Consider the following 12,293-nt stretch of genomic DNA (forward strand, 5'->3'; position numbering starts at 1 on the left):
GTCAGTCGTCGCGGTGGGCGTGCCACCAGGACTGGCCGGCCTCGGGCAGCGTGTCGATCGGGTCGTAGTAGGCGTAGCGCTTGTTGAGCGCCTCCAGGTCGGCGGACTCGATCGAGGTGCGGTAGTTCTTCGTCCAGTAGGAGATGCCGCGCTCACGGTCGTAGTCGGTGAGCATGTGCACCCAGCGCTTGCCGACGAACGGCACGTCGCAGACGATGCGCGGGGTGGCGTAGCCGGGCAGGTAGCCCATGATGTCGTGCTGGAGCTGCTGGGCGTGCCAGACCGGGACCCGCCAGTGCTCGGCGTTGGGGATCATGTCGCACATGTAGAAGTAGTACGGCAGGATGCCCGTCTCGCCCTGGAGCGCGAAGCAGAGGTCGAGCAGGTCGGCGCTGGTGGCGTTGACGCCGCGCATCAGCACGCCCTGGTTGCGGACGTCGCGGACGCCGACGTCGAGGGCGGTCTGGGCGGCCCTGGCGACCAGCGGGGTCAGCGACTGGGCGTGGTTGACGTGGGTGTGGATGGCGAGGTTGACGCCGCGCCGGGCGGCGGTGCGGGCGACGCGTTCGAGGCCCTCCACGACGTCGGGCTGGAGCCAGTGCTGGGGCAGGCCCATCAGGGCCTTGGTGGCGAGCCGGATGTCGCGGATGGTTTCGATCTCCAGCAGGCGCATGAGGTAGGACTCGAGGTTGCGCCACGGCACGTTGGCGACGTCGCCGCCGGAGACGACCACGTCGCGTACGCCGGGGTGGGCCTTGAGGTAGGCGATGTGGGCGTCGTAGCGGTCGACGGGCTTGAGCGTCAGCTTGAGCTTGTCGACGGCGGGGGTGGAGTTGCCGACGAGGTCCATGCGGGTGCAGTGGCCGCAGTACTGCGGGCAGGTGGAGAGCAGCTCGGCGAGGACCTTGGTGGGGTAGCGGTGGGTGAGACCCTCGGCGACCCACATGTCGTGTTCGTGGAGGCTGTCGCGGCTGGCGTAGGGGTGTGAGGGCCAGTCGGTGCGCCGGTCGGAGGCGACCGGGATCATGTAGCGGCGGATCGGGTCCGCGAGCAGCGCCTCGGTGGTCATGGTCGCGAACGGCACCATCGTGTTGATCATTTGTGGCGGCACCAGCATGGACATGGTGGCCAGGGCCTTCTGGTCCGCTTCGAGGTCGGCGTAGAAGGTCTCGTCGACGGTGTCGCCGAGGACGGCGCGGAGCTGCTTGATGTTCTTGACGCAGTTGACGCGCTGCCACTGGGCGTTCTCCCACTGTTCGCGGGTGACGTGGCGCCAGCCGGGGAAGCGGGTCCAGTCGGGCTCGACCAGGGGGGCGCGCCGGTATTCGTAGGGCTGTCCGGCGGCGGGGACGGCGACCGGCGTGGAGCGGGGCGTCGGGATGGTCTCCACCGGTTGGGTCTGGGTCACGGCCCCTCCTCGTCTGCGGTGCGGGTTGATCAACCTTGCGAAGGCTACTGGAAAATCTGCGGTGAAGAAATTAGTCTGCCGTAAGTTTTCCCGCGACGCGAACCCCACCCCGGGGTTCGGGCGGCTGGACGTAGGGGGTCGGCGTGACGTCACCGGTGGGTCTGCACCGAGTCGTGGAACCGGCGGGGGTGCTGCCGCAGGCGGCCTGGCGGCTGGACGCCGACCCGCGGATCGCGGCGAACGAGGTGCGGATCCGGGTGGAGCGGCTGAACCTGGACGCGGCGAGTTTCCGGCAGCTGGCGGAGAAGCACGGCGGGGACGGCGAGAAGGTCCGCGCCGAGGTGCTGGAGATCATCTCGACCCGGGGGAAGATGCAGAACCCGGTGACCGGGTCCGGCGGGATGCTGATCGGCACGGTGGAGGAGGCGGGCCGCCGGTCCCCGCTGGGGCTGCGCGCGGGCGACCGGGTGGCCACGCTGGTGTCGTTGACGCTGACGCCGTTGACGATCTCCGACGGGCTGGCCCGGTGGGACGGGCGCAGTGAGCAGGTGCCGTGTGACGGGTACGCGATCCTGTTCGCCCGGTCGATCGCCGCGGTGCTGCCGGCGGATCTGCATCCGGAGCTGTCCCTGGCCGTGCTGGACGTGTGTGGGGCGCCGGCGTTGACGGCGCGGGTGGTGGCCGAGCAGGTGGCGCGGCGGGCCCGGGAGGGTGACGCGCGTCCGGTGTCGGTGGCGGTGATCGGTGGGGCCGGTAAGAGCGGGTCGTTGTCCCTGGCGGCGGCGCGGCGCGCGGGCGCGGGTCGTACGGTCGGGGTGGTGCCGGTGGCGGCGGAGCGGGACGCGCTGACGGCGGCCGGGTTGGCCGACGCGGTGGCGCTGGCGGACGCGCGGGATCCGGTGGGGTTGTCGTCGGCGGTGACCACGGCGTTGGGGGTGCCGGCGGACGTGACGGTGGTGTGCGTGGACGTGCCGGGTTGTGAGCACGGCGCGGTGTTGGCCACGGCGGACGGCGGGACGGTGATCTTCTTCTCGATGGCGACGAGTTTCGCGGCGGCGGCGTTGGGGGCGGAGGGTCTGGCGGCGGACGTGACGATGCTGGTGGGGAACGGGTTCGTGCCGGGGCACGCGGAGCTGGCGTTGGAGTTGTTGCGGGCCGAGCCGGGGGTGCGTGGTCTGTTCGAGGCGCGGCTGGCGGCAGACTGAGGTCATGACGAACCCCTCGACGCTGTACCGCGGTGGAGTGTTGCATTGTCCGGCCGAGCCGAGCGCGACGGCGTTGTTGGTGCGGGACGGGCGGATCGCCTGGTTGGGTGCGGACGCGGAGGCGCCGTCCGCGGACCGGGTGGTGGAGTTGGACGGCGCGTTGGTGACGCCGGCGTTCGTGGACGCGCACGTGCACGCGACGGATACCGGTCTGGCGTTGTCGGGGCTGGATCTGTCGGGGGTGCGGTCGGCCGGGGAGCTGCTGGACGCGGTGTCGGCGTTCGCGGCGGGGTTGCCGGGTGACGCGGTGGTGTTGGGGCACGGCTGGGACGAGTCGACGTGGGTGACGCCGGTGGTGCCGGACGCGGCGGCGGTGGACCGGGCGGCGGGTGGGCGGCGGGTGTATCTGTCGCAGGCGTCGATCCATTCGGCGTTGGTGTCGGCGGCGTTGCTGGCGGCGTGTCCGGAGGTGTCGTCGGTGGCGGGGTTCGACCCGTCGGGTTGGTTGCGGCGGGACGCGCATCATGTGGTGCGGGCGGCGGCGTTCGGGTCGGTGACGCGGGCGCAGCGGGTGGCGGCGCAGCGGCGGGCGTTGGGGCATGCGGCGTCGTTGGGTATCGCGGCGGTGCACGAGTGCGGTGGTCCGGGCATTTCGGATGAGGAGGACTTCACCGGGTTGTTGGGCATCTCGGGGGCCGGGGTGCCGGAGGTGTACGGGTACTGGGGTGAGTTGCTGGGTGCGGCGAAGGCCCGGGAGTTGGGTGCGGTGGGTGCGGGTGGGGATCTGTTCGCGGACGGGGCGTTGGGGTCGCGGACGGCGCACGTGTCGGCGGCGTACCTGGACGGGGAGCCGGGGGCGTGTGGGCACGGGTACGTGTCGGCGGAGCAGGTTCGTGATCATTTGTTGGACTGTGCGGCGCACGGGATGCAGGGCGGGTTCCACGCGATCGGGGACGCGGCGATCGGCACGGTGTTGGCGGGGTTCGCGGCGGCGGCGGAGAAGGTGGGCACGGAGCGGTTGCGTGCGGCGCGGCACCGGGTGGAGCACGCGGAGATCATGAGCAAGCGGTTGATCGCCGGGTTCGTGGAGTTCGGGATCGTGGCGTCGATGCAGCCGGCGTTCGACAGGTTGTGGGGTGGCGCGGGTCGGATGTACGAGTCGCGGTTGGGTTTGTCCCGGTCGTTGGAGTCGAATCCGATGGGTGCGATGCACGGGGTGGGGGTTGCGTTGGCGTTCGGGTCGGATTCGCCGGTGACGCCGTTGGATCCGTGGGGTTCGGTGCGGGCGGCGGCGGCTCATCACAATCCGTCGCAGCGGATGAGTGTGCGGGCGGCGTTCGCGGCGCACACCCGCGGCGGGTGGCGGGCGGTGCATCTGGACAGCGAGGGGGTGCTGGCGTTGGGGGCGCCGGCGACGTTCGCGGTGTGGGATGCGCCGGCCGGGGTGGACCGGGGGTTGCCGGTGGTGTTGGCGGCGGATCCGGAGTTGCGGGGGCCGGATGATCCGACGCCGCTGCCGGTGTGTCGGGCGACGGTGTTGCGCGGTGACGTGATCTATCAGGAAGGGTCTTCGTGACAGGGAAGCTTGGGCTGGATCCGGTGCTGGTGTCGCGGGCGCGGGAGTTGGCGCGTCGGGCGGGGCAGCCGGTGGTGGATCTGGCGCGCAGCCATACCACGGTGTCGGTGGAGCGGGCGGTGCTGCGGCTGGCCGGGGTGTCGGGCGCGGATCCGGACGGTATTCCGTGGGTGAACCGTCTGGTGGACGCCGTGGTGGCGGATGTGGGCCTGGGTCACGGGGTGGCGGTGCCGGTGTTCGACGCGTTGGCGCGGGAGGGCATCTCGGATGTGACGTTGCTGGCGCAGAAGGCGGCGGCGGGGTCGGTGCGGTTCGGGGTGCCGTCTGGCAAGGCGGCGACGGCGGCGCGGCGGGCGGCCCGGAAGGCGGTCGCGGCGGGGGTGCGGCAGATCGACCGGCGGCGCGCGGAGCGGGATCGGTTGGTGAGGCGGCACGGGGATCCGAAGCAGCGGCCGTGGATCTATCTGATCGTGGCGACGGGCGACATCTACGAGGACATTCCGCAGGCGCAGGCGGCGGCGCGGGCGGGCGCGGACGTGATCGCGGTGATCCGGTCGACGGGGCAGTCGTTGTTGGACTACGTGCCGGAGGGGGCGACCCGGGAGGGTTTCGCGGGCACGTACGCGACGCAGGAGAACTTCCGGTTGATGCGGGCGGCGTTGGACGAGACGTCGCGGGAGTTGGGCCGGTACGTGCGGTTGACGAACTACGCGTCGGGGCTGTGCATGCCGGAGATGGCGACCCTCGCGGGCCTGGAGCGGCTGGACATGATGCTCAACGATTCGATGTACGGGATTCTGTTCCGGGACATCAACCCGATCCGGACGTTCGTGGATCAGCGGTTCTCGCGGCAGGTGCACGCGCGGGCGGGGATCATCATCAACACCGGTGAGGACAACTATCTGACCACGGCGGACGCGGTGGACGAGGCGCACACGGTGACGGTGTCGCAGTTGCTCAACGAGTTCTTCGCGCACGAGGCGGGGTTGTCGGACGGGTTGTTGGGGCTGGGGCACGCGTTCGAGATCAATCCGGATGTGCCGGAGTCGTTCCGGTTGGAGTTGGCGCACGCGTTGTTGGCGCGGGAGTTGTTCCCGGACGCGCCGTTGAAGTGGATGCCGCCGACGAAGCACATGACCGGGGACGTGTTCCGGGGGAACCTGTTGGACGGGTTCTTCAACCTGGTGGGGACCATGACGGGGCAGGGCATTCTGCTGGTGGGGATGATGACGGAGGCGGTGGTGACGCCGTGGCTGTCGGACCGGGACGTCGCGTTGCAGAACGTGCGGTACGTGTTGGGCGCGGCGGGTGGGTTGCACGAGGATTTCGTGCCGGCGCCGGGCGGGTTCATCCAGCAGCGGGCGCATCGGGTGCTGGGTGAGGCGGTGGAGTTGTTGGAGCGGATCGGGGAGCAGTCGTTGTTGACGGCGATCGCCGAGGGCACGTTCGGGATCATGAAGCGGCCGGCGGACCGGGGCAAGGGCCTGGACGGGGTGGCGCGGCACGAGGGTGACTACTACAACCCGGCGACGGAGATCCTGGAGCAGCCCTCATGACGGGGAAGACGGTGGTGCGGCCGTACGGGGACACCACGGGTGACGGCATGGTGCAGGTGTCGTTCACGTTGCCGGTGCCGCACGACAAGCGGGCCGAGGGCGCTGCGGTGCAGTTGGCGAACAGGATGGGCATGGATCCGGCGATGCTGGTGCACGCCAAGCCGATCGGGGACGGGTTCACGTTCTTCGTGGTGTACGGGCGGGTGAACCACCTGGTCGACCTGGACAAGGTGCAGGTGGTGGAGCGGGACTTTCCGCTGCTGTCGGCCAAGGAGGTCAACACGGTGGTGAAGCAGCGGATGCGTCGCAAGTTGTCGGTGGTGGGGGCGTGTATCGGCACGGACGCGCACACCGTGGGCATCGACGCGATCCTGAATGTGAAGGGCATCGCCGGGGAGAAGGGCCTGGAGTACTACCGGGAGTTGAAGGTCAGCAATCTGGGTGCGCAGGTGAGTGTGCCGGAGCTGGTCGAGGCGGCCCGGAAGGAGAAGGCCGACGCGGTGCTGGTGTCGCAGGTGGTGACGCAGCGTGACGCGCATCTGCACAACACGCGGGAGATGTCGGCGGCGTTCCGGGAGGCGATGCCGGCCGGGAAGCGGCCCCTGCTGATCGTAGGTGGGCCGCGTTTCGACGAGACGATGACCGGCGAGTTGGGCGTGGACCGGATCTTCGGTCGCGGGACGACTCCGGGCGAGGTGGCCAGTTACCTCGTGCACGCGTTGATCACTTCCAGGAAGGCGAGCAGTTGAGCGAGCAGGATCCCCGGGTGGGGTTGACCGTCACGCACCGCCGGTATGTGCCGTACTCGCACGCCCACTACGCCGGGAACCTGGTGGACGGGGCGTACGCGTTGGGGTTGTTCGGGGACGTGGCCACCGAGGTGTGCATCCGTACCGACGGCGACGAGGGGTTGTTCGCGTCCTACTCCGATGTGCAGTTCCGGGCGCCGATGAAGGCCGGTGACGTGTTGGAGGTGGTCGCGACCGTCACCCGGGTCGGCACCCGCAGCCGTACCATCGACTTCGCCGCGCGGGTGGTGTGCCGGGGCCGCCCCGACCGGGGCGAGTCGGCCGCCGAGGTGCTCGCCGAGCCGGTCGTGGCGGTCACCGCCACCGGCACGGTGGTCGTTCCCCCAGCGGCGTGAGCACGGTTGTGCGGCGACCGGGGTCGCTGACGAAGGGCAGCGGCGCGTGAACCTCGCTGTCTGCGCGGATGTCGGGTCGACGTACACGAAGGCCGCGGTGGTGGACCTCGACGGTGGTCGGCTGGTCGGCGCGGCGGCCGCGCCGACGACGGTGGGCACCGACGTGTTGCACGGTCTGGACGCGGCGGTGGGCGCCGCCACCGCCGGGCTGGCCGGCGGGGACCTGCCCTGGTATGTGTGTTCGTCGGCGGGGGGTGGTCTGCGGCTGGCGGTGGTCGGCTACGAGCCGCTGGTGACGGCGCAGGCGGGCCGGCGGGTCGGGTTGTCCGCCGGGGCGAATGTGGTGCACGTGGCCGCCGGGCGGCTCGGGCGGGCCGACCTGGCGGCGTTGCGCGCCGCCCGGCCCGATGTGGTGCTGCTCGTCGGCGGCACCGACGGCGGTGACGCGGACACCCTCACCCACAACGCGACCCGGTTGGCGCGGGCGCGCTGGCGGGTGCCGGTGGTGCTCGCCGGCAACGCCGACGTGCGGGGCGAGCTGGGTGCCGTGTTGTCCGCGGCGGGGGTGCCGGTCACCGCCGCGGACAATGTGTTGCCGCGGATCGGGGTGCTGACGCCGGGCTCGGCCCGCGCGGCGATCCGGGAGGTGTTCCTTCGGCACGTCATCGGCGGTAAGAAGTTGTCCCGTGGTGGTCGTTTCGCCCGGTTGGTGCGGGCCGCCACCCCGGATGCGGTGCTCACCGGTGTGGAGGTTCTGGCCGACGCGCTCGGCGGGGACCTGGCCGTCGTGGACGTCGGTGGCGCCACCACCGACGTGTATTCGGTGCTCACGCCCGATGAGCGGGACAGCGGCCCGGGCCAGGAGGTCGCCGGCACGCTGTGGCGGGCCCGCACCGTCGAGGGGGATCTGGGGATGCGGTGGAGTGCCCCGGGTGTGGTGCGGGCCGCCGTCGAGGAGCGGCTGCTCGCGGTGGGGGAGGCCGACGACCTGGCGGCTGCGGCGGCGGTGCGGGCCGCGGATCCCGGGTTTCTGCCTGTCGACGACGCCGACCGGGCGGCGGAGCGGCGGATCGCCGGGCTGGCCGCGACGGTGGCGTTGCGTCGGCACGCCCGGGGCGCGGCGACCGGTGAGCGCGCCGGCCGGGATCTGCGGGACGTGAAGGTGATGGTCGGCTCCGGTGGGGTGTTGCGGCACGCGGCGCCGGTCGACGCCGCCGGTGTGCTCGCGGCGGTGCTCGGTGACCACGCCGGGGGGTGGCCGCTGCCGCGGGCGGCGCGCGCCGTCGTCGACGTCGACTACGTGCTGGCTGCCGGCGGGTTGCTCGCCGGTGATCATCCGGGTGTGGCGGCGGCCCTGCTGCGTCGGCATCTGGCCGGCTGAGCGGGCGGCCGTCGGCTGTCGGCGTATCGAGACGCGCCGACGCGACACGCCGTGGCGCAACACACGACAGGCCGGGGTGGGTTGACAGCGGCGGGGGTGCACGCCGTACCGTCTTTGAGTCCTACCACGGGAAGCGGCTGTTGTTCGTTTCGTCCTCTCGTCCGCTGGCCGAGTGACCGGAAGGTTGCGGCGGCCAGGTCCAGCGGGCGGGGGTCGGCGGGGCGGCGCGAACCGGTCGCGGTTACCGGTGTACGGGCAGGGTGAGAGGAACGGCCAGTAGACAACGGCCAGGCGGGGGCAGCCAGTCCACGTCCGGTCGGTCCGAAGGTCGGCGCCGATCGTCCTCGCCCCACCGGCCGGGGAGGGCCTGGGAGCATCGGGGCGCGGCTTGGGCCGCGCCCCGATTTCCGTCGCCGGGCCACCTACGGGCGCCTCGACGCGGCGGCCGGGTAGCCTTCGGCCCGTGATCGTGGTGAGGTGCCGGTGACGACGCTCGACCGGGAACAGCCGCGTGCCACCGACGGGGCACGCCATCCGGGTGCCGTGGCGCGTCCGCTGCCGCTGAGGCTGGCCGTGCCGGCTGCCGTGTCGGCCGGGCTGGCGTTGCTGGTGGCGTTCCCGCCGTACGGGCTGTGGCCGCTGGCGCCGGTCGGGGTGGCGTTGCTGGCCGCCGCGGTGCACCGGCGGCGGCTGCGTGCCGGCGCCGGGTTGGGTTTCCTGGCCGGGGTGGCGTTGTTCGCGCCGCTGCTGGAGTGGACGAATCTGCACACCGGTTGGCTGCCGTGGGCGCTGTTGTCGCTGTTGCAGGCCGGCTACCTGGCGTTGCTGGGCGCCGCGACGGCGTGGGTGTCGCCGCTGGCCGACCGGTGGCGGGTGGGGTGGCCGCTGCTGACCGGGGTGCTGTGGGTGGGGCAGGAGGCGCTGCGTGACCGCACGCCGTTCGGGGGGTTCCCGTGGGGGCGGCTGGCGTTCAGCCAGGACACGTCGCCGCTGTTGCGGCTGGCCGCGCTCGGCGGCGCGCCGCTTGTCACGTTCGCCGTGGCACTCGCCGGTGGGCTGTTGCTCGCCGTGGCGTGGCGGGACTGGCGCCGCCGGGCGGGGCAGTGGCGGCCGGTCGCCGGGCTGACCGCCGGGCTGGTGGCGTTGCTGGCCGCCGGGGCGGCCGTCCCGGTCGGGGTGCGCGGCGGCGGGGACACCGTGACCGTGGCGATCGTGCAGGGCAACGTGCCGCGTCTCGGGCTGGACTTCAACGCCCAGCGGCAGGCGGTGCTCAACAACCACGTCGACGCCACCGTCGAGTTGGCCGAGCGGGTCGGTCGCGGCGAGGCGCAGCGTCCCGACCTGGTGGTGTGGCCGGAGAACTCCAGCGACATCGACCCGCTGCGTAATCCGGGGGCCGGTTACCGCATCTCGCAGGCCGCCGACGCGATCGGCGCGCCGATCCTGGTCGGCGCCGTGCTGTCGGGTCCGGGCCCGGGTCAGGTCCGCAACGCCGGCCTGCTGTGGCGGCCCGGCAGCGGCCCGGACCTGGGCCAGGTGTACACGAAGCGGCATCCGGTGCCGTTCGCCGAGTACGTGCCGCTGCGGGCGATCGCCCGGAAGGTCAGCGCCGAGGTCGACCGGGTGCGCTCCGATTTCGTCCCCGGTGACCGGCCGGGGGTGCTTGATGCCGGGGTGGCCACGCTGGGCGACGTGATCTGTTTCGAGGTCGCCTACGACGGCATCGTGCGGGACACCGTCACCGGCGGCGCGCAACTGCTGGTGGTGCAGACCAACAACGCCACGTTCGACGTGGCGGAGGCCCGCCAGCAGTTGGCGATGGTGCGGCTGCGGGCCGTCGAGCACGGCCGTGCCGCGTTGATGGCCTCCACGGTGGGGGTGTCCGGGTTCGTTTCCCCGGATGGGCGGGTAGACGGTGCCACCGGGTTCAACACCGCCGAGGTGGTGGTGCGGCAGATGCGACTCGGGGACGGGCGTACCCCGGCCACCGTGGTCGGGGCGTGGCCGGAGGTGGCGTTCGCGGCGTTCGCGGTCGCGGCCCTGCTCGGCGCGGCCGTGGCGCGTCGACGCCGGGAGGTCGTCCCCGGCTGAGCCGAGGAGAGGCGGTACGACGGTGGGTGCGCAAGCCGGCCATCCCGGGGTGGGGCGGGTCCTGGTGGTCATCCCCACCTACAACGAGGCGGACAACGTGCGGCGGATCGTGGCCCGGGTCCGCGTGGCGGCGCCCGCGGTGGACGTGCTCGTCGCCGACGACAACAGCCCGGATGGCACCGGCGGCATCGCCGAGGCGATCTCCGGTGTCGACGCGCAGGTGCACGTGCTGCACCGGCCCGGCAAGGACGGCCTCGGCGCGGCCTACCTGGCCGGGTTCGGGTGGGCGCGGGAGCGCGGCTACGACGCGGTGGTGGAGATGGACGCCGACGGCTCGCACGCCCCGGAGGACCTGCCGGCGCTGCTGGCCGCCGCCCGCGACGCCGACGTGGTGATCGGCTCGCGGTGGACGCGCGGCGCGCGGGTGGTGAACTGGCCGTGGCGGCGGCTGCTGTTGTCGCGGGTCGGCAACCTGTACGCGCGGGTGGCGTTGGGTATGCCGGTCAGCGACGCCACCGGCGGTTACCGGGTGTACCGCTCGGCGGTGCTGGACGCCATCGACCTGGGGTCGGTGCGGTCGCAGGGGTACGCGTTCCAGGTGGAGTTGTCCCGGCTGGCGCACCGTGCCGGGGTGCGCATCGTGGAGGTGCCGATCACGTTCGCCGAGCGGGAACACGGTGACAGCAAGATGAGTCCGTTGATCGTGGCGGAGGCGTTGTGGTGGGTCACCCGGTGGGGGGTGCGGGACCGTCGGGCGGCGGTGCGGGGCCGCCCGGACGCGTTGGCCCGGTGGCCGTGAGCGGGGGCGTGTCATGCTGGAGGGGCGTGACGACACGTGCGGGCCGATGAGGTGAGATGCGCCGAGGACTGAAATTCGTACCGTTGGCTCTGTTGCTGCTGACGCTGCTGGAGCTGGCCGTTTTCGTCCTGGTCGGGCGGGCTGTCGGGTTCGGTGCGGCGCTGCTGCTGGTGTTCGCGGCGTCGCTGCTGGGTCTGGTGCTGCTGCGCCGGGAGGGCATGCGGGCGTGGCGGCGGTTCCGGGCCGCCGCGCAGGCCGGCCAGCCGCCGGGGCCGCAGGTGACCGACGGCCTGGTGGGGTTGGCGGGTGCGCTGTTGTTGGCGTTGCCGGGGCTGGTCAGCGGCGTGGTGGGGCTGTTGCTGCTGGTGCCGCCGCTGCGGCGCCTCGCCGGTGGTGGGGTGCGCCGTACCGCGGAGCGGCGGGTGTCGTCGATGGTCGCCGGTGACCTGTTCGGTCCGCGTCGGGTGCGGGTGTACCCGGGTGCGCCGCAGCCCGCGCCGTCGCCGTCGCCGCAGTCGCCGGCGGGGCAGTCGCCGCAGCCGGGACCGGCCATCGAGGGTGAGATCGTGGACCGCTGAGATCGTCGCGGACGTGCCGAAGCGCCCCCGGGGATGATCTCCCCGGGGGCGCTTCGACGTTGTCGGTGCTCAGGCGCGCCCGCGTCGGGTGCGGACCTCCTGGAGCCGCTCGGCGAGGATGTCCTCCAGCTCGGCGATGGACCGCCGCTCCAGCAGCATGTCCCAGTGGGTACGCGGCGGCTTGGCCTTCTTCTGCTCCGGCTCGTTGCCGTCTACCAGCCGGGCGACGCTGCCGTCGAACTTGCACTCCCAGGTCGTGGGGACCTCCGCGTCGACGGCGAACGGCACCTCGAACTGGTGGCCCTTGGCGCACAGGTACTCGCGGGTCTGACGCGGCGCGAGCTCCGTGTTGCGGTCGGATTCGTAGCTGACCGCGCCCAGCCGGCTACCGCGCAGCATACGCTCGCCCATGATCGACTTCCCCTCGTTCGTGGTGCTGGTCCTCAGGTGTAACGGCCGGTCACCGCCCGCCCATTCCCCACCCGCGTCGGTCGGGCCGTACGCGGGTCGGGAGCGTCAAGGGTAACCGGCCGGGGCAGCCGCCCGAATCGGCTG

Annotated in this window: 11 protein-coding genes; 9 read left to right on the forward strand and 2 right to left on the reverse strand. The window is 72.3% G+C overall.

The features are described 5' to 3' along the window. Position 1: 1 nt before the first annotated feature. Positions 2–1,408: a KamA family radical SAM protein gene (locus tag OG767_RS16755; protein ID WP_405089404.1), complete on the reverse strand. Its 1,407-nt coding sequence runs from the start codon at positions 1,406–1,408 to the stop codon at positions 2–4. A 155-nt stretch (positions 1,409–1,563) separates the two neighbouring features. Between OG767_RS16755 and OG767_RS16760 the strand changes: the two genes are divergently transcribed. The 9 genes from OG767_RS16760 to OG767_RS16800 all read left to right on the forward strand — a co-directional run bounded on the left by OG767_RS16760 (position 1,564) and on the right by OG767_RS16800 (position 11,738). After that, a complete protein-coding gene (locus tag OG767_RS16760; RefSeq protein ID WP_405094237.1) occupies positions 1,564–2,613 on the forward strand; it encodes a zinc-binding alcohol dehydrogenase in 1,050 nt (349 codons plus the stop codon). A gap of 4 nt (positions 2,614–2,617) precedes the next feature. Then, positions 2,618–4,189 (forward strand): amidohydrolase, encoded by a 1,572-nt coding sequence (locus OG767_RS16765; protein ID WP_405089405.1) that lies wholly within the window; start codon positions 2,618–2,620, stop codon positions 4,187–4,189. Continuing rightward, positions 4,186–5,745 (forward strand): lysine 5,6-aminomutase subunit alpha, encoded by a 1,560-nt coding sequence (locus OG767_RS16770; RefSeq protein WP_405089406.1) that lies wholly within the window; start codon positions 4,186–4,188, stop codon positions 5,743–5,745. The genes OG767_RS16765 and OG767_RS16770 overlap by 4 nt, the downstream gene beginning before the upstream one ends. After that, positions 5,742–6,494: an OAM dimerization domain-containing protein gene (locus tag OG767_RS16775; RefSeq protein WP_405089407.1), complete on the forward strand. Its 753-nt coding sequence runs from the start codon at positions 5,742–5,744 to the stop codon at positions 6,492–6,494. Before OG767_RS16770 ends, OG767_RS16775 begins: the two co-directional genes overlap by 4 nt. Continuing rightward, positions 6,491–6,889 (forward strand): hotdog domain-containing protein, encoded by a 399-nt coding sequence (locus OG767_RS16780; RefSeq protein WP_405089408.1) that lies wholly within the window; start codon positions 6,491–6,493, stop codon positions 6,887–6,889. Before OG767_RS16775 ends, OG767_RS16780 begins: the two co-directional genes overlap by 4 nt. A 46-nt stretch (positions 6,890–6,935) precedes the next feature. Further along, on the forward strand, positions 6,936–8,270 hold the full coding sequence (locus OG767_RS16785) for a glutamate mutase L (RefSeq protein ID WP_405089409.1): 1,335 nt from the start codon (positions 6,936–6,938) through the stop codon (positions 8,268–8,270). Positions 8,271–8,753: 483 nt separating this feature from the next. Next, positions 8,754–10,361, forward strand: coding sequence for an apolipoprotein N-acyltransferase (gene lnt, locus OG767_RS16790; protein ID WP_405089410.1), 1,608 nt, complete (start codon positions 8,754–8,756; stop codon positions 10,359–10,361). A gap of 22 nt (positions 10,362–10,383) precedes the next feature. Further along, entirely contained in the window at positions 10,384–11,160 is a 777-nt protein-coding gene (locus OG767_RS16795; protein ID WP_405089411.1) for a polyprenol monophosphomannose synthase, read from the forward strand. A 56-nt stretch (positions 11,161–11,216) separates the two neighbouring features. Next, positions 11,217–11,738 (forward strand): FxsA family protein, encoded by a 522-nt coding sequence (locus OG767_RS16800; protein WP_405089412.1) that lies wholly within the window; start codon positions 11,217–11,219, stop codon positions 11,736–11,738. Between the two features lie 69 nt (positions 11,739–11,807). Here OG767_RS16800 and OG767_RS16805 read toward each other — a convergent pair whose 3' ends face one another. Then, entirely contained in the window at positions 11,808–12,149 is a 342-nt protein-coding gene (locus tag OG767_RS16805; RefSeq protein WP_007460094.1) for an RNA polymerase-binding protein RbpA, read from the reverse strand. Positions 12,150–12,293 lie beyond the last annotated feature (144 nt).

It is taken from the genome of Micromonospora sp. NBC_01392, assembly GCF_045040125.1.
Lineage (GTDB): Bacteria > Actinomycetota > Actinomycetes > Mycobacteriales > Micromonosporaceae > Micromonospora.